The organism is Suttonella sp., from assembly GCF_056855035.1.
Window position 1 is genome coordinate 1 of record NZ_JBXGGR010000019.1, and the last position, 25,785, is coordinate 25,785.

The window sequence follows — 25,785 nt, forward strand, 5'->3', positions numbered from 1 at the left end:
GTCAATGTTCTTGCATTTGTCATAATAAGCCAAGGCTTTTTGTCTGATTTCTAGTGAATAAGCCATTTGAAGTAGTGATTAGTGAATGGTGATGGAGATATGGGGATGATTGGTATTTTTTCAAGGTTTGTTGGTTATACATTTCATTCTTCTGCTCTGCGGCTACTGGTTTGTGGCGCTGCAAATCAACATCAGCTTTGCCCTGATTGCCGTGGAATTGCTGGGCAATAAAGCCGGCGTGAGTATTTTCTACACTTTCAGCGCGGTGCTGATTTTCTTGGCGCAATACTTCCTTGTCCGCCGTCTGCAACGCCATTTCAAAAGCCATCAACTCTTCATTGCCGGCACGATTGTCATGACCCTCGGCACAGGACTAATCGGCAGCGCGGCGAATTTCTACCTCTTTCTGCTGTGGATTGCGGTCTATACCTTCGGCTATCTCGTCAGCCGCCCGATGATCGACATTTTGGTCGCCCATCTCGCCAATCCCAAAGCCTTGGGGCTGTACAGCGGCTTTGCCAGCTTCGGACTGGGCTTGGGCGGCGGCATAGGCAATTTCATGGGCGGCTGGCTCTATGATTTGGGTATTCAGCACGATATCCGTGCCCTGCCTTGGCTGATTTTTACCGCCATAGGACTTGCCACCGCCGCCACTTACCGCTATTTCCGCCGTTACCCCGAAGCCATTACTCAATAAAACAATGCCATAAGAATAAATTTGACCAATCACAGCGCTTTGCCTATTATTAGTCGGGTGTGGATTACTAGCACATATCTGTTTACAGATATGATTTTTATCATTTTTACACAAGGAAAAATGTATGACTTTCACAAGAAGACATCTCTTAAAAATGGGCGTAACAGGCAGTACCCTTATCGCGCTAAACGCGAATGCGGAAGGCAAAAAAGAGCAAGCAGAAGACCTTCCCTACCGCTTAATGTCTGATGTCATGGTCAAAACCCGCGACGGCGTAGAACTCGCTACCGATATCTATCTGCCCCTGGCCGGAGACAAATTCCCCGTCGTTATCGAGCGCACGCCTTATGGCAAAACCAAACTCTCCCGCTCGGAACTCCGCTTGGACGGCAGCAAAATCCAGCGCGCCGAACTGGCCGGTCATTTCACCAAATTAGGCATTGCCGTGATTTATCAGGATTGCCGCGGACGCTATAACTCGGGCGGCGAATTCATCAAATACACCCGCGAAGGCGAAGACGGCTTCGATACTTACGAATGGATTCTCCAGCAACCTTGGTGCGACGGACGCATCGGCAGCATGGGTCTGTCCTATGCCGCGCACACCCAAATGGCAGCCGCCTGCTTGAAACCCAAAGGGCTGGTAACGATGGTGCTGGACTCCGGCGGCTTCCACAATGCCTATCAATGCGGCATCCGCCAAGGCGGCGCTTTTGAATTGAAACAGGCGACTTGGGCATACCGCAATGCGCTGGCTTCTCCGCTCGCCATCCAAAACCCCGACATCAAAAAAGCGCTGGAAGCCGAAGACATCACCGAATGGTTTAAGAAAATGCCGTGGAAACCCGGCGAATCTCCGGTGCGTCATCATCCCGAATACGAAGACTATTTATTCAAACTGTGGACAATGGGCGAATTCTCCGATTATTGGAAGCAGGTCGGCTTATACGCCGAAGGCTTCTACGACAGCTTGCCCGACATCCCCGTGCTGTTCATGTCCAGCTGGTACGATGCCTATGTGCCGACCACCTTAGCCAATTATCTGGCCTTCGCCAAATCCCCGCGCAAAGCCAAATCGCATTTGATTATGGGCTCTTGGCTGCATGGCGACCGCAACGTCAAACATAGCGGCGATGTGGATTTCGGCGACAAATCTCCTTTTGACGGCAACCTTGCCACAGGTTGGCTGGAATACCGCCTTGATTGGTTCGCCACCCAATTCGGCTTGAAAGCCCCCAGCAAAACCGCGCCTGTCAGCTTCTTCGTCATGGGCGGCGGTTCAGGGCGCAAAGACGCCGAAGGCAGAATGCAGCACGGCGGTTTTTGGAAATTCGCCGACACCTATCCTCTGCCGAACAGCGAAATGCAGCGCTTCTATTTAAGCAGCAAAAAAACCTTAGCGCAGACAGCCGAAAAAAATGAGCAAACGCTTGATTACATCAGCGATCCGAAAAACCCCGTACCGACAATCGGCGGCGCCATCACTTCAGGCAAACCCGTAATGGTAGGCGGCGCATTCGATCAAGTGCAGCGTCCGGACTTTTTCGGCACCAGCGGCGACAACTCCCCAATCGGCGACCGCGAGGACATTTTGGTATTTGAAACCGAACCTTTGGCAGAAGATCTCATCTTGGCAGGCGATGTAAAAATCAAATTATTCATCCGCAGCGATGCGCCGGATACGGACTTTACCGCCAAATTGATCGATGTCTATCCGCCGAACGAAGATTATCCGCAAGGTTTTGCGATGAACATTACCGACGGCATTTTCCGCTGCCGCTATCGCAAAAGCTGGGAAAAAGCCGAAATGCTCAAGCCCGACGAAATCGCCGAAATTACGATTGAACCCTTCCAAAGCTGCAACGTCTTCAAAAAAGGGCATAAATTGCGTCTGGATATCGCCAGCAGCAACTTCCCGCATTTTGACGTCAATCCGCAAACCGGTGAACCCGAAGGCATGGCAACCTCTACCCGCATCGCAAAAAACGAAGTATTCTGCGGCGGAGAACACGCCTCTTATTTGGAACTGATGATCGTAAAATCATAAACCTCAACCTCCCCAAAGCCTGTCACGGATAGGCTTTGGGGAAAGCCAAAAAACCGAGACAATAAAAAAGGCTTTGCATCACTGCAAAGCCTTAAACACATCACACTCGGCTTAATAAACCGTTTGATACGCCGCCTGCGGATTATGCTCGGAAATCGCCTTAATGAAAATCTCCACGCGGCGGTTTTGCTGACGACCAGCCTCATTCGCATTCGACGCGCGCGGATAGCTTTCGCCGTAGCCGCGCACCACAATACGCTGCGGATTCACGCCTTGGCTTGCCAAATATTGCGCCGCCGAATTGGCACGACGCTCAGACAAACCCTGATTGTAATTGGCATCGCCCACATCGTCCGTGTAGCCGTACACATGCACCACGGTTTGCGGATACTGATTCATGGTTTGCGCCACACTGTTCAGCGTTTGATAGAAATTCGGCTGGATTTGATACTGATTGGTCGCAAACAGCACATCGCCGGGAATATTGAGCTGCAAAGTACCTTCATCCACACGCGTTACGTTCACGCCCGTGCCTTGCACTTGCTGCTGCAACTGACGCTGCTGCTGATCCATATAATTGCCAATCGCCGCACCCGCCAAAGCACCGACCACCGCGCCGACATAACGACCCTTGTCATGATTAATCTGATGACCCGCCACACCGCCGGCAAGCGCGCCGATTGCGCCGCCGATCGCCGCACGCTGATGATCCGTCATATTGCTGACGCAACCGCTGACTAAAGCGGCAATCAATAAAGGGACAAATACTTTTTTCATCACATTCTCCTGTTAAAAAGTGTCGTCATCATACCGAAAAGCTAGCAAAAAAAGATAGTTTTTTGTTAATCTTGGCGCATTACCTACCATCTCAACTTATCCGTACACAAACATGCACATCAATCCAGAAAACGTCCGTATCGAAGCCTCTTGGAAACAAGCCCTCTATCCCTGCTTCAGCCGCCCCTATTTTCAGCGCATCAAACAAGCCCTGCTCGATGCCAAAACGCAGGGCAAAACCGTCTATCCGCCCAACCGCCTCATCTTCAATGCCTTTGAGCAAACGCCCTTCGAGCAAGTGAAAATCGTCATTCTTGGGCAAGACCCCTACCACGGCGCAGGACAAGCAATGGGGCTGTCCTTTTCCGTGCCACGAGGTATCGCCGTGCCAGCATCGCTCAAAAACATCTACAAAGAACTGCAAATGGAATACCCAGACTACCGCATTCCCGCGCATGGCGACCTGCAATACTGGGCGCAGCAAGGCGTACTGCTGCTCAATGCCTCACTCACCGTCCTTGCGGGACAAGCCGCCAGCCACAGTCAAATCGGCTGGCTGGAATTTAGCGACGACATCATCCGCACCTTAAACCAAGCACATAGCGGACTTGTCTTCATGCTCTGGGGCAATTTCGCCAAAAGCAAAGCTGCCTTGATTGATGCCGACAAACATTGCATTCTCACCGCCGCCCACCCCTCGCCGCTTGCCCGCGGCGCCTTCTTCGGCTGCAACCACTTCCGCCTTGCTAACGACTATCTGCAAGCCCAAGGCAAAACTCCGATTGACTGGCAGATAAGCGCAACTTAAGGGCATTAAATCCGCAGGAAAACATATGAAAATCCATCACAGAATTTGGCATATCCTTTTAGGGCTGGGCTTAATAGCCTTAGTTATCGCCTGCTTTTTATTATTCATTTTGCTGATATTTATAGGCTATAACAATTTATTTAGCTTCATAATGCCGATAAGCCTCATCGCCTTGTATATCAGTTTGTGGATACTCTTCAGCCTCAATGCCGAAGATCGCAGACTCATCAAAGGGATTGCCACGCTATGTGCCTGTATCCTTGGTCTCAGCATAACTTATGTCGCCATAAAAGAATGGCGTAATGCACGCTATCACGCCGTCGCCGCTGTAAAAGAACTCGAACTACGCGAATACCAACCTTTCTATTCCGACAAACTGGCGATTCTTGAACACCCTGCCGATCTGCAACTCAAAGACAATCTGCCCGTGCTTGACGGCTCCACCGCCCTCTATCCCCTCTATGCCGCCATTGTGCAGACCGTCTATCCGCCGCAATTGGCAAAGGAATACGGAGAGCTGAACCGCCTAATCCAATCCAGCAAAACCGGCACCGCCTATCAACGCCTGCTAGACGGCGAAGTCGATATCATCTTCGTTCCTGCGCCATCTAAAAGCCATCAAGCCCTTGCCGACAGCAAAGGACTGCAATTTCAGCTATATCCCATCGGGCAAGAAGCCTTTGTCTTCTTCGTGCATCAAAGCAATCCCGTGAACAATCTGAGCATCGCGCAAATTCAACAAATTTATGCCGGCAACATCAAAAATTGGCAGGAAGTCGGCGGCAATAAAGAAGCCATCCGCGCCTTCCAACGTCCGGAAAACTCCGGCTCGCAAACCGCCCTGCAAAGAATCATGGGCGACATCGCGCTTATAAAAGCGCCGCGGGAAGACGTCCCCGCCGGCATGGGCGGCATCATCAGCCAAGTTGCGGATTACCGCAATTTCCCCAATGCGATAGGCTTTTCTTTCCTGCTCTATTCTTCGCAACTGGTGCAGGAAAAACAAATCAAACGCCTCAGCATCAACAATATTGCCCCCAACCATGAAAACATCCGCAATAAAAGTTATCCCTTTACCTATGATTTCTATGCGGTTACCCTAGGCAATGAAAGTCGGGAAACGCAGCAATTGATTCAATGGATACAATCGCCGCAAGGCAAAGAATTGATTGAAAAAACAGGCTATGTTCCGGTGCCTTGAACCGGCATCACCTGCCTATCGCTTTAAACAATAGAGCAAGTCTCATTTCAAGCATTCGCCTTTATTATGAATGAACTATATAAAAAAGCCTAAACACCCTCAGGCGCTTAGGCTTGATATGTATAGTAAATTCATGGCAAATACGAACATTATATAGTCGAAGAACTGAAAAAGTGACACAAAATATCAAGCTGCGAGCGTTATAGAGAGTACAGCAAAATGAATCAAAACTGTAACTCTTTTTGAAATCTTTGACTATATTTTTAACCTTAGCTTAGGCGTTTATGTCTGAAAGCACACTTATCATGACAAATTGTGTTGGATATAGTCAAAGAAATGAAAAAGTGGTACAGTAATGCTGCTAACAGGTAGCGCAGAGAGTACGGCGAGATGTGTTTAAATTGTAACTTTTTTTGAATTCCTTGACTATATAAATAAGCTAAGATACTAATTTATAGAGAATTAGATCGGATACAAGTATCCGACCTACCCGTTTGAAAAATGATTAATTTCCCATGAATTGACCATAAAATCTAGCGTTTTATCGCTAAGGTTTAATGAAACACAATCCCGCTTTCGGGCTGATAGTCCGCTTTGATGCGCGTGCCTGAAGGGTATTTGCCGCTTAAGATGGCGGAAGCCAGCGGATTTTCAATCAGGGTTTGAATGGCGCGTTTCAGCGGTCTTGCGCCGAAGGTCGGATCATAGCCGGCATCGACCAAATACGCCAAGGCATCGGCGCTGATGTCCAATTGCAAATCGCGTTCTGCCAAGCGTTTTTGTAGGCGTGCCAATTGGATATTGGCAATCGCGCCCATATGCGTTTTGCCCAAGCCGTGGAAAACGACGGTTTCGTCAATGCGGTTGATAAATTCGGGGCGGAAATGCATTGCCACCACTTCCATCACCGCATTTTTCATTTCCTCATAGCTTTTATCACCCATGGCTTGAATCAAATCCGAGCCGAGGTTTGAGGTCATGATGATGACGGTATTGCGGAAATCGACTGTGCGCCCCTGTCCGTCGGTCAAGCGTCCGTCATCGAGCACTTGCAGCAAGATGTTAAAGACGTCGCCATGCGCTTTTTCGATTTCGTCAAACAGCACCACGCTGTAAGGTTTGCGGCGCACGGCTTCGGTCAGATAGCCGCCTTGGTCATAGCCCACATAGCCAGGAGGCGCACCGATCAGCCGCGCCACGCTGTGTTTTTCCATAAATTCACTCATGTCGATGCGCACGATATTGTCTTCGCTGTCGAACATAAATTGCGCCAAGGTGCGGCTGAGTTCGGTTTTACCCACCCCTGTTGGACCAAGGAAGAGGAAAGAACCAATCGGGCGGTTAGGGTCGGAAAGTCCTGCGCGGTTGCGGCGAATGGCATTTGCCACCGCTTCCACCGCCGTTTTCTGCCCGACCACGCGTTGATTGAGTACTGCTTCCAAATGCAGCAATTTTTCACGCTCGCTTTCCATCATTTTGCTGACGGGAATGCCCGTCCAACGCGAGACGATATGCGCGATTTCTTCGCTGCCGACTTTGCTGCGTACCAGTTGATGACGCTGTTCTTGTTCGGCATTTTCCGCAATGTGCAATTGTTTTTCCAATTCGGGCAGTTGTCCGTATTGGATTTCGCTCATTCGCGCAAAATCGCCTTTTCGTTTCGCCGCTTCCAGCTCGACGCGCAATTTATCCATTTGCTCTTTAATGCCTGCCGTGCCGTGAATTTGCGATTTTTCCGCTTTCCAGACTTCTTCCAAATCGGCATATTCTTTTTCCTGCGCACTGATTTCGTTTTCCAAATCTTGCAGACGTTTTTTAGAAGCCGCATCGCTTTCTTTTTCCAAAGCCAGTCGCTCCATTTTCAGCTGAATCAGACGGCGGTCGATTTTATCCATGATTTCCGGCTTGCTGTCTAATTCCATACGGATTTGCGCCGCCGCTTCGTCAATCAAATCAATGGCTTTATCGGGCAATTTGCGTCCGCTGATATAGCGGTGCGACAACTGAGCCGCCGCCACCAAAGCAGGGTCGGTAATCTGAATGCCGTGATGGACTTCATAGCGTTCCTGCAAACCGCGCAAAATCGCAATCGTATCTTCTACTGTCGGTTCATCGACCTGCACTTTCTGAAAACGCCGCTCCAATGCCGCATCTTTTTCCATATATTGGCGGTATTCGTCCAGCGTGGTTGCGCCGATGCAGTGCAATTCGCCGCGTGCTAAGGCAGGCTTAAGCATATTGCCGGCATCCATTGAGCCTTCGGTTTTACCCGCCCCGACCATGGTATGAATTTCATCAATAAACAAAATGATTTTGCCCTCGGATTTGCCGATATCCGTCAAGACGGCTTTCAAACGCTCTTCAAATTCGCCGCGATATTTCGTGCCTGCCAGCAAAGCTGCCAAATCCAACGACAACAGACGTTTGCCTTTCAAACTCTCCGGCACTTCATTATTGACAATCCGCTGCGCCAAACCCTCGACAATCGCGGTTTTTCCCACGCCCGGCTCGCCGATTAATACAGGATTATTTTTGCTGCGGCGTTGCAAAATCTGCATTGTGCGGCGGATTTCTTCATCGCGCCCAATCACAGGGTCAATCTTGCCGTCCAAAGCGCGTTGCGTAACGTCCAGCGTATATTTTTTCAGCGCCTCGCGTTTATCTTCGGCGTTTTCATCAGTTACCGGCGCATTGCCGCGCAACTCGCGAATGACCTTTTCCAATGCCGCCTTATTCGCGCCCTGCGCTTTCAATGCCTTGCCCACCGCCGCTTTTTCTTCCAAAGCGGCAAGCAAAAACAACTCGGAAGACAAATATTCATCGCCGTTTTGCTGCGCCTGTTTATCGCATAAATTCAGCAGACGCGCGGTTTCGGGCGATACGTTCACTTGTCCGTTGGCTTGGCTGATGCGCGGCAAATCCGCCAAAATCCGCTCTAAATCACTGCGCAAAGCTGCCACGTTCACGCCCGCCTGACGCAGAATATTGGCGCTGGAGCCGCCTTCTTGATTGAGCAATGCTAATAACACATGCACCGGCTCAATATAATTATGATCTCTGCCCACCGCCAAAGATTGCGCGGCGCCTAGGGCTTCTTGAAATCTCGCCGTAAATTTTTGGTTCATTGTTAAATCCTTAAAGTTAAAAAATACTACACCCTATCTTAGGGCGTCGACAGCGATTTCAAGCGCAAAGACCACAACATACATGAATTTTTATTCAGTTCGGCAATAGCGCTTCAAACAACCTCCTTTCAAGCAAGCACTCACTAAACAAGGTAAAAATTAAGCCATGGCATTAATTTTGATTATTTATTACCATCTTGGTTCCCCTTAGCGCTTCAGGCAAAAATAATGCAACATCTTCCTCCCATGCCCCTTCCTTCAAGAGAGGAAAACCATAAAATCATCCCTTTTGCTTACTACAACACCGAACCGCGCAACCTCATCGTCTGCCCTAAGCACTACATCCTGCGCGACAACATCAGCATCATCTCGCGCACCAATGCAGACGGCTTCATCACCCACGTCAACCAAGCATTTATTGTTACCAGCGGTTACAGTAAAGAAGAACTCATTGGCAGCAGCCAAAACATCATCCGCCACCCCGACATGCCGCGCAGCGTATTTAAAAACCTATGGGAAACCATCAGCCAAGGCAAAATTTGGGAAGGACACCTAAAAAACCTGCGCAAAGACGGCGGCTATTACTGGGTACACGCCACCATACAACCCGTCATGGAAAACGGCAAACCCAAAAGCTACACCTCCACCAGACGCAAAATGGACAGAGAAACCATCCAAATGGCAGAAGCCTTATACGCAGAAATGCGCAAATCCGGAAAAGAACAGGTACAATAAGCCCATCTCAACAACCACTGCAAAACATGAGCGACGAACAAAGCGAATCGAAAAACGGCTGGCTAAAAAAACTCTCAGCCCTACTAAGCGACCATAGCCAGCCGAGCAACCCTCGCCAACACTTCCTAGCCCTGCTGCAAGAATACCGCAGCGCCTATCCGCAATTCAGCGACGACACAGCCACCATGATGGAAGCCCTCTTAGACCTAAGCAGCACCCAAGTGCGCGACATCATGATTCCCAGAGGGCAAATGGTGCTCATTCAAGAAAACTGGTCATTAGAAAAAGTCTTCGCCGTCATCATCGAATCAGGGCATTCCCGCTACCCGGTCGTAAACGAAGAATTCAACCAAGTATTAGGCATACTCATCAGCAAAGACCTTCTCCCTATGCTCTTAAAGCCCGAACAAGAGCAAAACTACCTTTCCGTACTGCGCCCCGCCACCCTCGTGCCGGAAAGCAAAGCCCTAGACGCCATGCTGCGTGAATTCAAAACCAACCGCAATCACATGGCAGTCGTCATCGACGAATACGGCAACCCCTCAGGACTCATCACCATAGAAGACGTCATCGAAGAAATCGTCGGCGAAATAGACGACGAACACGATGAAATCGCCGATGCCCAATACCGCCAACTGGCAGACGGCAGCTATCACGTCAAAGCCCTTATGGAAATCGAACAATTTAACCAATGCTTCCATACCAAACTCCCTGACGACACCGCCGACACCATCGGCGGCTACATCGCCCAACAATTCGGCAGACTACCCAATAACGGCGAAACCCTCGAACTGGACGAACAATGGCAAATCAGCATCGCCAAAGCCAATCAACGCCGCATCTTACTATTAAAATTATTTAAAAAATAAATAACCGCTTTAGTATTGAATAAAGCAATTTTATAGACCAAGCCTTGTAAGTCGGATTCTTGAATCCGACAAACCTGCATTTCAAATAATGTCGGATACAAGTATCCGACCTATCCGATTAAAAAATGATTAATTTTGTCATGAATTAACTATACAAAATGTCAAACATAAAAAAATATCGGATAATATATATCCGATATTTCTAAATTTATAAGATTAAGGCTAATTAACCACTCCAACAGTTTATCGACTCTGGCTCTCGTGCACTTTTACCGTTCGCTGTTTTAGCGCCCGTATTGCTTAAAGCAAACACGCTACATTCTGTATCATTAGTCTGCGGTCCCACAGCCCGAGCTTGGACTTTAAAACTTGTCGCATCAATTGCTTCAAAAGTGATTGCATAACGCTGTGTGCCGTTCATTGGAGAACGATGCAAACCCCAAGTAGACAATTGATCATTACCTATAGCTCCCCCATTAGAGGTTTTATTATAAGTTCGTGTCACACTGAAATTTTGCTCTAATTTTTGCGCAATATCTTGCAACATATTACGCGCTTCAACACGATGGGAACGCAAAATATAGCGTTGATAACTTGGTATCGCTATCGCAGCCAATATTCCAATGATGGCAACAACAATCATTATTTCGATTAAAGTAAAACCACGATTTTTTCTATCTTTCAACTGTGTATTCATATTTATCTCTGTTTACAATCAGAATTTTGTTCAACATTTCGAATGCGACCCGCACTGCTAATACATAATTTAATTTGCAGATTATCAAATCTCTTATTCTCAGCTGTAAAATTTGCACCAACAAAATTACCAGCACCAGCAAGCCGACCATTATTTAAAAATATAAGGCTAACGCCACTTCCGGCATTAAAATTCAACGTAATTTTCTCATCATTTCCTTTTAAGGTCGGCGGAAAATCCCGAATCAAATTATTAGCGTTAGCATCTATATCCCAAACAATCCAACCGACTTTATAATTTTTCGAATCAGAAACACATGTTTCACCATCAGTACTCGGGCAAATTTGTACTCGCGTTTTACGCCGGATTGCCTCTTTTTGTGCTAAATAAAACGCCGTGCGCCATTCTCCGACAGCCGTTTGCAATTGATTTCTAGCCATCATGCGACTAAAACTTGGTGCTGCTATTGCGGCTAAAATACCGATAATAGCGATAGTGACAATTAACTCTAAAAGCGTAAATCCCTGTGATTTTTTATTCATGACATTTACTCCCCTGTCAGCAAATAAGTATTTTGCAATACGGCTTTGCTGCGCGCAGCATTCCCATCAGCCATGCTATAACCAACCGCCGTCACACGTAACACAATAGCATCCTTATCATGAGCGTCACTTAAACCCAAAGTGGCACCATCACCTTTAAAACGTTCGATAATATAAGCGCCCTGTTCATTTGATAAGGTTGTTGAATTACTCTGATTACCAAAACATACTAATTTTGAACAATCAGGTTTACCGTCTGTATCTCCCCAATCCAATAAGCAAGTATAAGAAGGCTTATCACCGCAAACCTGCTCGGCATCGCCATCATACACACCTGATCGATTAGCAAATTTGCTCGGGTCAGACCAATAAGCAATAGCTAATGCCATTTGCTTTCCTGCATCCGTTTCATTGGCATCTTCCAAAGAAACACTTTTACCACTACTTGGATTAGACATGCGTTTAATATCATATTCCGCATCACGCATAGCAATTGCCGCGGCTTCTGATGCACGCATCTGATCATAATCTGCCCCCGCTTTCATTTCCTCCATTGAGGCGCTGGTTAAAGTAAAACGCAGCAGGCTTAGCAGCAATAACAAAAAGATTAAGCAACTTAATAATACGATGCCCTGTTCCTGTTTTTTTGTTTTTAAATTCATATTTTACTCCTTTAATTTGTAAAATATAAGGCATTAGGAATATTGATAATTTTAACGTAAGCACGATAAAGCTTCCGATCATTTGCCATTCTTGCTTTATTACCAAAATTACCATTTGCATCAAATTCACAAGTTGGTATTGTCGGCTGCAACTCCATCCAATTTCCTTGAACATTACCGCTTAAAGGCTCTGCACCAACGACCAAACATACCTCTACTGCCGTAACTCCCGCCCAACCCAAAGGACGTTCGAAACTCACTACTTCATTAGCTTTTAATGTATTTGTCACATACATGCCGGCATAACTATCTCTCATAGTAGCAGATGTATCACTAACGCCTTCAGTCACTAAATATCTGAATTGCAAATCGCTGATTCCGCTTACAAGCGGCTCTCCTAAGCAAGAAAAAGTGCCATTATTGTCGGCAGCTTCAGCAAAAGAGTATGTATTGACGACTATCGGCGTATTTTTCAAAACATCAGCTTGAACCTTATTACCAATGCAATTTAAAGCAGTACCTGCATGAACAGCAGCATCTACGTTTGTTGCATCTGTATAAGTACGTAAACTGCTTTTCTTTCCTTGAACAGCACTTGCTGCGGCTTGATAACGTAGGGTAAGAGTTCTATCAGTACCTTCTAAACCACTCTCGCGAAAAATTGATTGGAAAGGCGTTTTCACAGTGCCTTTTCCAGATAAGCGACCGTACATTATTTGCACTTTTTCATCACTTGGCGCCACTAATTTTTGTGCGGTTGTTTGATTATCAAACACATCCACATAACCTGCCATATTAATATCTGCCGTTAATCGCTCAAAAACTTGTCTTGCCGTTTCATCAAGCATTTCATTCATACTGCGTGTTTTATTTGAACGATTTGCCGTAAGATAAACCGAGCTTAAAGCCAATAGCAAAATCAGGCCGATAGTGAGCGCTACCATTAGTTCCAACAAGGAGACACCGGTCTGTTTCTTTTGTTTTAATTTCATTTTACGCTCCTAAATCACTAATCTTAACTCAACAAGTTCATTTTTTGTTTCATCATCTTGCCGCTGATTTTCTTCGCCGATTTGCCATCTCACTCTGACAATATAACTACCATCAGGCTGCCTAAGAATCGAACCTTGACCTGCCGGCACAGAAGTATTCACATTTCTCAGCCAAGTTGCCATTTCACGTTGTGCTCGCGTCAAGGCCTGCGACTCTGCTCTTTGCTTCAGCTTTTCTTCAAGCGTACATTCAGCAGATGCGCATTTAACTTCAGGATTTTTTTTGGCTACGGATAATGAGTAGTTATTAGCCACCCATTGCCCACTACCAAATTGATAGCCCGCTAAGCCCATGCGGTTGGCTCTCATGGCGTCTACGATAGTTTGAATTTCACGCATAGCATTGGCGCGATATTCCGCGGTAGCACCATAGCGATTACTTGCGCCTAGCATAGACACTAGCAAGCCCAAACCTAAACCCACAACAAGAAAAGAAACAATAACTTCTAATAAACTCATACCATTTTGCCGCTTACCGGCAAAATAAAATAAATTTTTCTTTTTCATAGTTTTCCTCAGTTGGGCGGCAGAAACTGCCGCCAAAGTATTTTTGCTTAAGAAGCATTATTCAATAATTGGTCGGCTATTGATTCGAATCAAACGTCCGCCTTCTGTAGGGCATTTAAATACTTCAAGACCTGTAGACTCATAACCTGTCGTTGAGCTAACCACTCCCACTGTGTAATCCCCATACTCTACGCAATCGTTTCTGCCTTGCGAAGCATCGATAGCCAAATCCTGTCCTGAGCCGAAAGCACCGTTAGCGTTTACAGCTTTGACAGTTCGGGCTAATGCTTCGAAAGAGTTAAGCGTTGCGCCTGAAGATAAACCATCAATTTGCAAAGCGGCAACTTTTAAAGCTTCATCGCCATCAATTGCTTCTTTTTCGTCAGCGTTTAAAAAGGTTTTACTTTGCTCACCCAACTCTTTGAAATAAGCGCTGCTTTCTAGCGGATTACTACCTGTTTTTACATCAACAGCAAATAACCAACCGGTTGACTCGGATTTTGTACTGGTTTTATTAATCTTACAACTATACGCATTATTACTTTGAGAAGAGGTATTTGGGCCAGAAGAAGATTTCTTCGTTGTATAAACGCGCGAAGTAAATACCGCCGTACGGTTAATCACGCTTGCTTGCGTAACTACTCGTTCGCCATCAGAACCTAAGGTTAACATCCAACCGGGGCTACCATCCGCAACTATTTTGCGCGTGAGATAGCGTAAGGTTTTTTTATCACCCCCTGTTCCGCTTGTGCCCGTAGTACCCAAAATCTTTTGTTCTACCAATTCGCTTTGCTCGGTTGCTTTAGGAGCTTTAACCGTTAGATTATCGCGAATACCCAAAACCACCTGCTGATCTTTATTTTCCAAATCGCTTTGATAAATATCCGAACCGGTACCGACGATCACTATATAGCTATCACTGCTTTCCTTATATACGGCCGGAGCGGCGGTAATAGGCTGGCTTGACTTGCCATTATAAATTTTATGAGCCGTCCAAGAATTTACGTCGCCACGCAAGTCAAAGCGATACAGATTACCGCCCTGATCTCCTGCATAAGCGACATCTGCCAAGTTATCGGCATCGATATCCACTAAGGTTGGTGTAGAAAGACCTTTCAATCCGCCCTGAACAGGGATGGCTTTCACTAAGCTTCCAGCAGCATTGCCTATTTTGACTGTCGGCGCCTGCTTAGCCATATCTTGCCCTAAGGCATCATAGATATATAGCGTGGGTGCGGTTAGAACTTGTGCAGGCGCATCATAGCCATTAGCTAAAAATAGCAGCTGACGCACACCCTGGGTTTTGTCTTTAACATCACCATTTAATCTTGTCGCAACTTGAGCGAATTGCGGCGTACTGACCGTATAGCCTAATTTATTTTCCTCACCTTTTTGAGTTTCCCACATAGGCACTGTTCTAGCCCAATTAGACTCATGATTATCCAAACCTACCGCCTGAGCATCACCACGATCCTTACCACTAATCGCTAACACATAAGCACCGCGACCGCCTTGCCCCATGGCGCCAGCGATATAAGTGGCGGTATTGCCGTTTTTATCCGCACTGGTCTGCCGCCATTGAATGCCACCACTGTTTAAGAACAAATGCGGTTTTGAATCTTGAGAAATATTATCACTGGTTAAAGTCGAGCCGTAACCAGTTTCAGCAAGTGCCACACTAGCCTTAGCAACCGTATCCGAGAAATCCGTGCTTTCTCTTTGCATAGAGGCAGGCAGATAATTTAACCGCAATGCATATGGTCTGTTATTATTATCTGTTTTTTCAAACAAATACATCATGCCATCATTTGCCGCTGTCAGCATATATTTTGGTCGTCCTTTTGAGTAGCCCAAGGCCACTACAGGTGCGCCCATCACATCTGCCATCATACGTCCAGGATCATAGGCATTCGCCGTACGCTGGCGATACTGTTTCACCTTAGTTTGTATTCCGCGATCACGGTAATATTTTGCATTTTTTTCAATGTCGGCATCGGTTGAGCCACTGCGTAAATACCAAGGCAAAAATGCATAACGAAATTCATTGCGTTGAGAAGCATCAAAACCAAATAAGTAATATAAATAATCGCTGTTTGTGTTCATATCTTCTGTCCGCTGCTGTCCACTGCTATCCACATAACTAATAATCACCTTGCGGTTGGTGCTATAGTCTGCTGGTGCGCTTTCTGTCGTTTGCTTACCTTGCTTATCTAGCTTGAGAAACTTAAACTCACTAGACCAAGTTTGAGGATTGAGTGTCAATTGTGCTGCTAAACGGTCTAATTTTTGATCTCCAGCGCCAGCAAATGCTGCTGAAGATGCACTAAATCCCGTCTCAAATTTTGGCTTATGTTCATCATTATCTTTATTAATCTCTCCCAGAATTTCTTCAAAAGCAGAGCTTAACTCTCTTTCATTAGCCGCGTTATATACCTTATTATTACTAGAAGCATCTCTTAAATAAGCATTACCTTGTGCAGAAGTGCCGCCGCCGAAAGCAATCGAAAAAGTTTTAATCGGCTGCTTGTCAAAATACATTTTTCCGTTATGTTCAAAGCCGTCCCATTGGGTATTATCCTTATCATTGCCAGCAAAAAGTCCATTCATATAAGAATTTGATGATGAATAATAAGAAAAGCGCGAAGATTTGGTATCGCCTGATTGGCCAAGTTTCCCACTTGAGCGACCATCTAAAATGCGGCTAAAAAATGCGATACCATTTTGTGAACCAGATCCGTTGATCTGATAGTTATAGGGCAAATTGCCATAAAAATTGTGATGTTGATAGGCTTGAAACCCTTTATCAGTATGCCTCTCTCCAAAAGAATCACCATCCGAGAAAATAATGACATAATCATTTTGACAAATATATTCTTTTGTACTGATTAAATAATCTACCGCTTGCAAATAACGAGTCGTTGTCGGAGTATTTCCAACAGGACGCAATCTTTTAATTCTATCTTTAAATGCAATATAATCGTTTGAAGTACCGGCTTTAGTAAATTCACTTACTCTTGTATCAGAATTTGCATCTCTAGACCAATAAGGTATTAAATTATTAGGCAAACCTTGTATCAACTTTCTTTCAGAGCCCCATAAAGTCATTAAACCCCAAGAAAATTCATCTTTATAGTTATCAACGATATTAGTTAATGCTTTACGGGCAACACCCATTCTGGTATTTTCTTCAGGAAGATCGCTTTGTGAATAGGAACTGACAATTACGTTTGTAGGCATCGACACCGGAAGTGCTTTTGAATTAGGATCAAACAACCGAGTACCTGAATAATAAGTTTCACCTCCGCATTGAATGCTATTTTCTGGCAAAATTATTCCCGTTGATGGATCTATCAATTCATGATTCCATGCTGCAAGATTAATAACAGGTTTGGTATTATCTTTACATGCAAAACAAGCGGAAGGAACTATACCGCGACGATTATTATCTAGTGCTATTTTTCCTCCATTAGTATATACGGCATAATCCACATTAGGATAATCCTTATTAGTAATACAACTCTGTTGAAGATTCACATGACTAGCTCCTCTAGGATCTACAGTAAGTATATGCTTATAAATACGATTATATTTATCATAAACACGACTATAAGTGTATCTAGCAGCTAAAGACTGTTTATGCAGACCTTGGATAACGTTACCCATTGATCCCGAATCGTCAAATAAAATCATTAAACGCGGTGGAATACCAAAATTACCGCTTGAACTTTCGCTTGATTGTAAATTCAAGCTTAAGAAAGCAAAGGGCGATACGGGAACCTCTTTATCGGTCTTCTCGACTTTATTAGCGGTTTGCGCTTGAGCAGCAAAGCTCAAACACGCCAACATAACCGCTGCGCTGAGTTTGAGCGGTGCAAAGCTTGTGTGCTGCATATAGTGACTCCTTAAGTTTGAGACGAACTCCTGACTCGAAAGATTCAGCGATTAATCGCTGAGCTAAAAGTTGGGGGATGCTGCAAACTTCCGCAGCTTAGCCAACTGACATAGTCTAGCAAAAAACATTCCAAAAGATTTTTTTTCGTGTTTTCTCTGTCCAATTAGTCTATTAGCCATCATCAAATGTCAATATTTTGTCGTACATTCAGACAAGCTACTCTAGCTGACACTTTTTGTGTTTATTGTTTGCACGAGGGCTACAAAATTATCTTTATCACAATCGGCACACTAAGCACTATTCTCTCTAATCCATGTTGCCAATAAGGGATTGTTTACGATCCATTTACCGCCGGCATCGCGGCTAATCCAGTCGTGCCGCTCCATGCGGCGGATTGCGCCTTGCACGCTGCTGTTACCGACATGCTCCACGCCTAATAAAGCGGCGTATTTTTGGCGATTTTCCTGACTGTACAGATTCACTTCAATGCCGTTGGCTATATCACGGATAATGGCTTTTTATAATGCTTTCATCTGCTGCCATTGCCCTGCTTCTCTGTCTTGTTCGCCCAGTTGCGCCATTCTTTTTTCTGCCGATTCCCTAAGGCTTACTGAGGGGTTAATAATCATATCTTGGATAATTGCCCTTAAATACATAGGCGTATGATGCAGACCTTGGAATAGTTCGAATAAAGCGGCAGTATTTATAGGGTTACCGGTTCTTTCATAATAAATTTCTGCAAGAAAATCCGTAAATTCCTGTCCCAATAAGGGAAAATCTAAGGCATGGGCAAAATGAAAAAACGGTGCTTTGTTATCATTAAACATGGCGCGCAAGCCCTTGGTGCTGCTGCCGGTGAAGATGGTTTTTATTTGATACTGATGCACATCCAAGCCCGTGCGCAGACTGCGAATAAGTCCTTTTGCATCAGACAGTCTTGCTAACTCTTGCACTTCGTCAAGCAAGAGCAGGCTTGGTCGATTGTCGCTTGCAATCACAGCAATGATATCAGATAGACGCGGCGCTTCATTTGATGCTATAGTCGAAGAATTGAAAAAGTATTACGGGGTTAGCTTGCCTTGCCGTACGCTCTTGTACTGTCTGCGGCTCGCTGCCTTGTACTACTTTTTCACTTCTCCGACTATATTTCACGCTCAAGACCAATGCCCAGAATATCAATTTTGCTGATGCCGCTTAAAAAGGTTTTGGCTTTGTTGCCTGTTTGGATGTTTTGGGCAAATTGATATAAAGCGCTCTGAAAATCGCTAATGGGATGATGGCTATCCATAAAGGAAAAATAAAACACATTAGAGCCTTGCTGCTCTGCCAGCGGCGCAATGTCTCGCAATAAAAATTGCGTTTTCCCCATGCGCCGCGGCGCAAATAATGTTACGGCATGGGTGATGCCGTCTTTAAGGCTGTTCAGCAGTTTTTGCGCATAGTCTGTGCGGTGAAAAAATAAAGCGTCTTTCATAAGATTGCCCATGCATTAGCGGTTTTAGTCAAAATTATACATGGTATGACTAATTATACAAATGATGTCTAAAAATGTATAAAACCCTGTTTACCGCAGCACTTCAATATTTCGCCAAGATTGCTATTTGCGCGGCTTGCAGGGCTTTGCCTAGTGCCGCGCCTGCCAAGCCCTGCGCGGCAAGATGTTTGGCATCGACGCCTTGCACCATCGCACTTTGCGCCGCGATAATACGGATTTGCAATGTTTGGGCAATACCTGTCGCTTGCAGGTATTCGCGCAGAAAACCGTTATCACGCAAGGCGGCGCAGGCTTTTAAGAGTTGCTGGCGTTTTTCGCCCCCGAGTTGTTCCCAAGCGGCAAAATCATGACCGATGTTTTGCAGGCGTTCCAGCCATTGGCTATAGATTTTCGGCAGCGGTAATTGCTGTTTCAAGGCGGCAATCAGCTCGGCATTGCCTTGCGTCCACAGGGCAAAACGCGCTGCCGGATTCGATGTCCGCGCAGCAGCGACGGCTAAGGCGGCGGCTGCATTGTTCCAATCATGAGCAATCGCCGTGCCGGCCAGTACGTTCATGGCGTTCATATCCGCCAAACCTTGAAAATAGCGCTGTGGGGCGGCGGATTGCAGGGCTTTTTTGGTTTCCTGCCAAACGCGTTCGGCGGTCAGCTCCGCCAATTCGCCTGCCTGCGCCATTTGGCAGCATAGATTCCATGTTTCTTCAGCAATTTCAAAACCTAATTCGGCGAATTGCGCTTTAAAGCGCAGTAGACGCAGCACGCGCAGCGGGTCTTCGATAAAGGCTTCCGATACATGGCGCAAGCGTCGCGCGGCAAGGTCGGCTTGTCCGCCGTAGGGGTCGATGATGTTGCCGGCGCTGTCTTGCGCCATTGCATTAACGGTTAAATCGCGGCGGCGCAAATCTTCCTGCAAAGAGACGTTCGGACTAAATGCAAAGGCAAAGCCGCGATGTCCGCGCCCTGCTTTGCGTTCGGTGCGCGCCAATGCGTATTCTTCACCGCTGTCGGGGTGTAAAAACACGGGAAATTCCCGCCCGACTTGCCGAAAACCTGCCGCCAGCATGGCTTCAACACTTGCGCCTACCACGACATAATCGCGGTCATGCACCGGCAAGCCCAATAAGGCATCACGCACTGCACCGCCGACTAAGAAAATTTCCATTCTATTCTCCTGCTTGCGGTTTTTGCCGCAGAATCGGAATTAAGGTCGAAGCCGCCGCCGAAGCAATGACTAATACACTGCCTAAGGCAGTCAGCAAAGTCATGCGCTCGCCTAATAAGAGCATGGCAATCAGCACACCGAAAACCGGTTCTAAGGCGATGAGCATACCCGAAATATGCGCCGGCGTTTTTTGCAGACCGATATTCCAACATTTATATGCCAGCCAGCTGCAACATACGCCTAAATAAATCACGGCGAATAAACCTGTCCACGAGAAATGTACCTGCCAAGAGCGGGTAAAGAGCAAACAGAGAGGCAGGCACAAAATCGCGCCTTGAATTAAAATCGCGGCGGTATAAAGTTTCGGCGTAATGTGGCGCATAAGGTATTGTCCCAAATGGATACTGAGTGCAAAGCCCACTCCCGCCAAAAAGACCAAACTCAAGCCGAAAAGATTGACCGCCCCATCGGTTTTCGAGCCTAAGACCAATAAGCCGATGCCTAAAAAAGCAAGCAAACTCAATAACCCGTCATACCACGCCACCGGTTTGGCGAAAAAGGCAAAGCCCAGCAATAAAACCAAAATCGGTTCTGTGCCGATAATTGTTACCGCGCTGCTGGCGGAAGTATAAGCCAAGCCGATAAATTGCAGCATAATCCCGACAGGAAAGATCAAAAAAGATAATCCCCATAATTTGCGCCGAATCTTCGGATCTATCGTATTGTAATATTTTAGAAAAAATGGCAAAACAATTGCACCGGCAATCAGCAGGCGCAATTCCACCACCAAAGCGGGATCAAACATCTGATAAGCATATTTGCCCGCCGTAAAAGAACTTGCCCAAATCAGCAAGGCAATCACAAGATAAAACATCGCAATTCCTTCATCAAAATTTTCTTACTGGTTGAAACCCCTCCCTTTAGGGAGGATAATCTTGTGGGAGAGGTGTAACCTCTTCCAATTCAGGGCAACACGTAGAGCGACGCTTTATGTGTCGCTCTGTGTGTTGAAACATGCGCCGCAGCGCGGATTTTTCGTTATATAGTCAAAGAATTGAAAAAGTATTACAGCGTTGGCTCGCCTTGCCGTACGCTCTTGTACTGTCTGCGGCTCGCCGCCTTGTACTACTTTTTCACTTCTCCGACTATAGTGGGCGGCTAAATTAACAAAAAATCCCTCTTATGCAACATTTTATTCTTATCTTTATCGGCGGCGGCTTAGGCGCATGCGCCAGAGTCGGCTTCAGCGCGCAATTCGGCAAAATCTTCCATCTGCACAGCCATTCGGCGATTTTAGCCGTCAACCTCTTGGGCTGCCTGCTTATCGGCATTATCGCCGAACGCCTGCTGCGCCTAGATAATCCCGCTTGGCGCTTATTCCTCATCAGCGGATTTCTTGGCGGTTTTACCACCTATTCCAGCTTTATCCTCGATTTCCTCAAACTCGCGCACAACAGCCAAAGCTACGCCCTGCTGCATCTCGCTGCACATCTCTTCGGCGGTATCGCCGCCTGCTGGCTTGGCATACTCATCGGCAAAGGATTGCTGACATAAGACCGCCGTTTGTCTATATAATTACGCCTTATTTTTTAACGACCATTTTATGTTTCAACACACAGAGCGACACATAAAGCGTCGCTCTACGTGTTGCCCTGAATTGGAAGAGGTTACACCTCTCCCACAAGATTATCCTCCCTAAAGGGAGGGGTTTCAACCAGTAAGGAAATTTTGATGAACGCCACCCAATTCAGCGCCATCGGCATTATCGGCAAATACGGCGCCGACCACAGCGAAGCCAATATCAACCGTGTGATTACCCTATTGGAAATGCGCGGCATCGCCTACACGCTCGACAGCAACACCATGCCCGACACCCTCAAAAACCACCCCCACAGCCGCCCGATGAAACAATGGCAAGACGCGCTGGATTTGGCGATAGTGGTCGGCGGCGACGGCACCTTCCTCTATGCCGCACGCGCCCTGCAAAGCAAACGCATACCGCTCATCGGCATCAATGCGGGACGACTGGGTTTTCTCGCCGACCTATCCGCCGCCGAATTGGAAAGCCAATTAAGCGCCGTGCTAGACGGACATTACTGCCGCGAAAGCCGGCAATTGCTATCGGTCGAAATCCGCTCAGGCGAAACTATCCGCGCCCAATTTGTCGCCGTAAACGAAGTCGTCATCCACAAACGCACCATGGCGCGCATGGTCGAGCTCAACGCCTATGCCAGCGGACAATTCCTCTGCCACTACTACGCCGACGGCTTAATCCTCTCCACCCCCACCGGCTCCACCGCCTACGCCCTCTCCGCCGGCGGTCCGATTCTCGAACCCAGCCTCAATGCCATGATTGTCGCCCCCATTTGCCCGCACACCCTGACCCATCGTCCGGTCGTACTCAGCGGCGACCGCGAAATCGAAATCCTGCCCGGCAAAGACTCGCACAACATCCAACTCACCATTGACGGACAAGAAGAATTTCTACTGACCGCGCAAGACCGCATCATCACGCGCCACGGCGGTCATATCCACGTCCTCCACCCCGCCGACTACCAATTCCAACACCGCCTGCGGCAAAAATTCAACTGGGGCATGAACCCCGAAAACAACCACAATCACAGATGATATAATCCGCCCCCATTCATTGCCTACCGCAAAAACCTATGCTAGATACCCTCTCCATCCGCCAATTTGCCATCATCGAACACAGCGAAATCCATTTCAAAAGCGGCTTTAACGTCCTTTCCGGCGAAACCGGCGCCGGCAAATCCATTCTCATAGACGCCATCTCCCTCCTACTCGGACACAGAGCCGATGCCGGCATGATCCGCCACGGCGCCGACAAAGCCGACATCCACGCCGCCTTCAGCCAAATCCCCGCCAACCTTGCCGCACACCTTGCCGACAACGAACTGGCGGACGCAGACGAACCGCATGCCGCCCTCATCCGCCGTACCATTCGCGAAAAAGCCAGCAAAAGCTTCATCAACGCCCAGCCCGTTACCGCTGCCCTGCTCAAACAACTTAGCGAACAACTCGTCAACATCCACGGACAACACGCCAACCAAGCCCTACTCCACCAAGCCGAACAACGCCGCCGCCTCGACCGCTTCGGCAAACTCGACCCGTTGGTCGAAACCGTACAACAACGCTACCAAGAATGGAAACAGCAAGAAGCCGCTTGGCAGGCATGGCAGCAAGCCCGCAACAGCCTGAACGAACGCCTAGAACTCTGCGCTTATCAACTACAAGAATTTGAACAAGCCGCGCCACAAGACAATGAATTCAGCGAACTGGCGGAACAGCATGCCCTCCTCGCCTCGGCAGACGAAATCCTCAGCAAAGGCGGACAACTCAGCGACGCCCTCTATGAAAACGAACACAGCGCCGCCGCCCTGCTGCGCCAACTCGCCCAACAAGCCGAACAACTCGCCGCCCTGCACGGCAACTTCCAAGAAAGCGCGGAACTCCTCAACCAAGCCGCCATATACGCCGATGAAGCCGCCGACGCACTGGCGCGCCAACTCGGCAAAATCGAACACGACCCCGAACAACTCGCCCAATTAGACGAACGCATGAGCGCCCTGCACAGCCTCGCACGCAAACACCGCATCGAACCCGAACAACTCGGCAGTCGCTGGCAGCAACTCACCGAAGAACACCAACGTCTCAGCGCCGAATGCGAAGGCGGCGAAAACAGCAACGCCGCCCTGCAAGCCGCGGAAAAAGCCTACCGCCAAGCAGCAGAAAAACTCAGCCAAGCCAGACACAAAGCCGCGCAAGACATGGCGGCGCAAACCCTAGAATGGATACGCCAACTCGGCATGGAAAAAGCCCAATTCTCCGTCCACATCAGCCCAAGCGAAAAACCGAGCGCATACGGCATTGACGACATTCATTTCCTACTCTGCGCCAACCCCGGACAACAACTGCAATCGCTGGCAAAAGTCGCCAGCGGCGGCGAACTCTCGCGCATCAGCCTTGCCATAGAAGTCGCCTGCCTAGACGACAACGCCGTCCCTCATACCCTCATCTTCGACGAAATCGATGCCGGTATCGGCGGCGAAGTCGCCGACACCGTCGGACGACTATTAGCAAAACTCAGCCAAACGCGGCAAGTATTGTGCATCACACATCTGCCGCAAGTCGCCGCCTACGCCGCCCATCACTTCCGCATCGAAAAAACCAGCGACGAACACAGCACCCAAACGCGTGTCATCGCGCTGGACAAAGCCGCCCGCATTATCGAACTCGCTCGCATGCTCGGCTCCGCCGACAGCCAAACCTCACGCAAACACGCGGAGAATATGTTAGAAAACAAAAAATAAGCACCACTGCAAAGCAGTGATGCTTAATAAAATTGTAAAATCAGAGAATTAACAGAGAATTACAGTTTGCAATGCCTTGCCGCAACCTCTGCAATACCTGAGCATCGCTCACTTTATTATAGTCGATTCATGGCAAAATTAATCATTTTTCAATCGGGTAGGTCGGATACTTGTATCCGACATTACTTAAATATGGGTTAATGGACATTTTGGGTGGTAAAAATCTCTAAAAGCCTTATGATGACTGGCTTTTAGAAAGGTCAAAGGCTTTGAATACAAAAAATGCCCTTTTTGCCGCTCAAAATCCGTTCAAAAATACGGCTCACGAAATGGCAAACAACGCTATTTTTGCACACAATGCAACAAACGATTTGATGGCGGAACGCGCTTAAATAATGATGAATTGTGGCGACAGTATCGCGATGAAAAACGCACCGTAGCCCAGCTCGCACAACAATATGGTTGCAGCACCAAAACCATTTTGCGCCGCTTAAATCAAGTCAAAAAGCAAAATCATTTTGCTATTCATGAAAGCATGAATGTCGTTATAGATACGACCTATTTTGGGCGCGAGTTTGGTGTGATGTTGCTGTTGGACAGCATGAGCAAGCAAGTTTTATCCGCCAGTATTGTGAAACATGAAACGGTTCAGTTGTATCATCAAGAAGTTCAAAAACTCATTGATAAAGGCATTTCAATACAGAGTATTATCTGTGATGGCTACAAAGGTTTGCCCCAAATTTTTGCAGATTATCCTGTACAATTGTGCCAGTTTCATCAAATCCAAACAGTTATACGCTACCTGACCCGCAAACCCAAATCGCAGGCAGCCTGCGAACTTCGGGAGCTGGCTTTAACGCTAACAAAATGCGATTTTGCCACGTTTCAGGCAGCCTTAAACAGGTGGTTTGAGCAGCATAAATCCTATCTTAACGAGCGAAGCCATAACGCTGAAACGGGCAAATCACACTACACCCATAAGCGATTACGCAGTGCATATTTTAGCCTGAAACGCAACTTGCCTTTGCTGTTTACGTTTGAGCAATATCCCGAGTTGGCAATCCCAAAAATAAGCAATTTGGCAGAAAGTCATATTGCGCGTTTAAAGGATGTTTTGCGATGTCATCGTGGCTTAAATCGTGAGCATAAGATACAGTTTATTATGGATTATTTATCCAATTAACTT

Annotated in this window: 21 protein-coding genes and 2 pseudogenes; 10 read left to right on the forward strand and 13 right to left on the reverse strand. The window is 47.2% G+C overall.

Features of this window, described 5'->3' with window-relative positions:
• Nucleotides 1–109 precede the first annotated feature (109 nt).
• Nucleotides 110–697, forward strand: coding sequence for an MFS transporter (locus ACJHVI_RS01835; RefSeq protein WP_483182875.1), 588 nt, complete (start codon nucleotides 110–112; stop codon nucleotides 695–697).
• Nucleotides 698–938: 241 nt separating this feature from the next.
• Nucleotides 939–2,744 (forward strand): CocE/NonD family hydrolase, encoded by a 1,806-nt coding sequence (locus ACJHVI_RS01840; RefSeq protein ID WP_483182894.1) that lies wholly within the window; start codon nucleotides 939–941, stop codon nucleotides 2,742–2,744.
• A gap of 111 nt (nucleotides 2,745–2,855) precedes the next feature.
• Here ACJHVI_RS01840 and ACJHVI_RS01845 read toward each other — a convergent pair whose 3' ends face one another.
• A complete protein-coding gene (locus ACJHVI_RS01845; RefSeq protein WP_483182876.1) occupies nucleotides 2,856–3,521 on the reverse strand; it encodes a YiaD family glycine zipper/OmpA-like lipoprotein in 666 nt (221 codons plus the stop codon).
• 112 nt (nucleotides 3,522–3,633) lie between these two features.
• Here ACJHVI_RS01845 and ung point away from each other — a divergent pair, with 112 nt between their 5' ends.
• Together ung and ACJHVI_RS01855 are read left to right on the forward strand one after the other, a co-directional pair.
• Nucleotides 3,634–4,329, forward strand: coding sequence for a uracil-DNA glycosylase (gene ung / locus ACJHVI_RS01850; RefSeq protein ID WP_483182877.1), 696 nt, complete (start codon nucleotides 3,634–3,636; stop codon nucleotides 4,327–4,329).
• A 25-nt stretch (nucleotides 4,330–4,354) separates the two neighbouring features.
• The gene (locus tag ACJHVI_RS01855; RefSeq protein WP_483182878.1) at nucleotides 4,355–5,530 is read left to right on the forward strand and encodes a PstS family phosphate ABC transporter substrate-binding protein; all 1,176 of its coding nucleotides are present in this window, start codon (nucleotides 4,355–4,357) and stop codon (nucleotides 5,528–5,530) included.
• Nucleotides 5,531–6,084: 554 nt separating this feature from the next.
• Here ACJHVI_RS01855 and clpB read toward each other — a convergent pair.
• Nucleotides 6,085–8,655, reverse strand: a complete 2,571-nt coding sequence (gene clpB / locus ACJHVI_RS01860) for an ATP-dependent chaperone ClpB (protein WP_483182879.1) — start codon at nucleotides 8,653–8,655, stop codon at nucleotides 6,085–6,087.
• Between the two features lie 228 nt (nucleotides 8,656–8,883).
• Between clpB and ACJHVI_RS01865 the strand changes: the two genes are divergently transcribed.
• On the forward strand, nucleotides 8,884–9,390 hold the full coding sequence (locus ACJHVI_RS01865; RefSeq protein ID WP_483182880.1) for a PAS domain-containing protein: 507 nt from the start codon (nucleotides 8,884–8,886) through the stop codon (nucleotides 9,388–9,390).
• Nucleotides 9,391–9,416: 26 nt separating this feature from the next.
• Nucleotides 9,417–10,259, forward strand: a complete 843-nt coding sequence (locus tag ACJHVI_RS01870) for an HlyC/CorC family transporter (RefSeq protein WP_483182881.1) — start codon at nucleotides 9,417–9,419, stop codon at nucleotides 10,257–10,259.
• A gap of 226 nt (nucleotides 10,260–10,485) precedes the next feature.
• Here ACJHVI_RS01870 and ACJHVI_RS01875 read toward each other — a convergent pair whose 3' ends face one another.
• From ACJHVI_RS01875 to ACJHVI_RS01925, 11 genes and pseudogenes are all read right to left on the reverse strand, one after another.
• Complete coding sequence (locus ACJHVI_RS01875; protein WP_483182882.1) at nucleotides 10,486–10,956, reverse strand: type IV pilin protein; 471 nt, start codon at nucleotides 10,954–10,956, stop codon at nucleotides 10,486–10,488.
• Nucleotides 10,957–10,958: 2 nt separating this feature from the next.
• Entirely contained in the window at nucleotides 10,959–11,498 is a 540-nt protein-coding gene (locus ACJHVI_RS01880) for a GspH/FimT family pseudopilin (RefSeq protein WP_483182883.1), read from the reverse strand.
• Nucleotides 11,499–11,503: 5 nt separating this feature from the next.
• The gene (locus ACJHVI_RS01885) at nucleotides 11,504–12,160 is read right to left on the reverse strand and encodes a pilus assembly PilX family protein (protein WP_483182884.1); all 657 of its coding nucleotides are present in this window, start codon (nucleotides 12,158–12,160) and stop codon (nucleotides 11,504–11,506) included.
• Between the two features lie 11 nt (nucleotides 12,161–12,171).
• The gene (locus ACJHVI_RS01890) at nucleotides 12,172–13,152 is read right to left on the reverse strand and encodes a prepilin-type N-terminal cleavage/methylation domain-containing protein (RefSeq protein ID WP_483182885.1); all 981 of its coding nucleotides are present in this window, start codon (nucleotides 13,150–13,152) and stop codon (nucleotides 12,172–12,174) included.
• A gap of 9 nt (nucleotides 13,153–13,161) precedes the next feature.
• Nucleotides 13,162–13,719, reverse strand: coding sequence for a type IV pilus modification protein PilV (pilV, locus tag ACJHVI_RS01895; RefSeq protein WP_483182886.1), 558 nt, complete (start codon nucleotides 13,717–13,719; stop codon nucleotides 13,162–13,164).
• Between the two features lie 57 nt (nucleotides 13,720–13,776).
• Complete coding sequence (locus ACJHVI_RS01900) at nucleotides 13,777–17,610, reverse strand: PilC/PilY family type IV pilus protein (protein WP_483182887.1); 3,834 nt, start codon at nucleotides 17,608–17,610, stop codon at nucleotides 13,777–13,779.
• A 291-nt stretch (nucleotides 17,611–17,901) separates the two neighbouring features.
• A complete protein-coding gene (locus ACJHVI_RS01905; protein ID WP_483182888.1) occupies nucleotides 17,902–18,093 on the reverse strand; it encodes a hypothetical protein in 192 nt (63 codons plus the stop codon).
• Between the two features lie 87 nt (nucleotides 18,094–18,180).
• Nucleotides 18,181–19,085, reverse strand: a pseudogene (locus ACJHVI_RS01910) (ATP-binding protein); the annotation flags it as partial.
• Between the two features lie 103 nt (nucleotides 19,086–19,188).
• Nucleotides 19,189–20,268 (reverse strand): tRNA nucleotidyltransferase/poly(A) polymerase-related protein, encoded by a 1,080-nt coding sequence (locus ACJHVI_RS01915; RefSeq protein ID WP_483182889.1) that lies wholly within the window; start codon nucleotides 20,266–20,268, stop codon nucleotides 19,189–19,191.
• A 1-nt stretch (nucleotide 20,269) separates the two neighbouring features.
• The gene (locus ACJHVI_RS01920; protein WP_483182890.1) at nucleotides 20,270–21,142 is read right to left on the reverse strand and encodes a DMT family transporter; all 873 of its coding nucleotides are present in this window, start codon (nucleotides 21,140–21,142) and stop codon (nucleotides 20,270–20,272) included.
• A 168-nt stretch (nucleotides 21,143–21,310) separates the two neighbouring features.
• Nucleotides 21,311–21,418: pseudogene (locus ACJHVI_RS01925) on the reverse strand (IS30 family transposase); the annotation flags it as partial.
• A gap of 32 nt (nucleotides 21,419–21,450) precedes the next feature.
• Here ACJHVI_RS01925 and ACJHVI_RS01930 point away from each other — a divergent pair.
• The 4 genes from ACJHVI_RS01930 (at nucleotide 21,451) to ACJHVI_RS01945 (ending at nucleotide 25,782) form a co-directional block, all read left to right on the forward strand.
• On the forward strand, nucleotides 21,451–21,822 hold the full coding sequence (locus ACJHVI_RS01930; RefSeq protein WP_483182891.1) for a fluoride efflux transporter FluC: 372 nt from the start codon (nucleotides 21,451–21,453) through the stop codon (nucleotides 21,820–21,822).
• A gap of 177 nt (nucleotides 21,823–21,999) precedes the next feature.
• Nucleotides 22,000–22,896 carry an NAD(+)/NADH kinase gene (locus ACJHVI_RS01935; protein WP_483182892.1) on the forward strand — a complete coding sequence of 299 codons (897 nt, stop codon included), beginning with the start codon at nucleotides 22,000–22,002 and terminating at the stop codon, nucleotides 22,894–22,896.
• A 38-nt stretch (nucleotides 22,897–22,934) separates the two neighbouring features.
• Nucleotides 22,935–24,599, forward strand: a complete 1,665-nt coding sequence (gene recN, locus ACJHVI_RS01940) for a DNA repair protein RecN (protein WP_483182893.1) — start codon at nucleotides 22,935–22,937, stop codon at nucleotides 24,597–24,599.
• A gap of 244 nt (nucleotides 24,600–24,843) precedes the next feature.
• Nucleotides 24,844–25,782: an IS256 family transposase, variant Zn-binding type gene (locus ACJHVI_RS01945; RefSeq protein WP_483182895.1), complete on the forward strand. Its 939-nt coding sequence runs from the start codon at nucleotides 24,844–24,846 to the stop codon at nucleotides 25,780–25,782.
• Nucleotides 25,783–25,785: the final 3 nt, after the last annotated feature.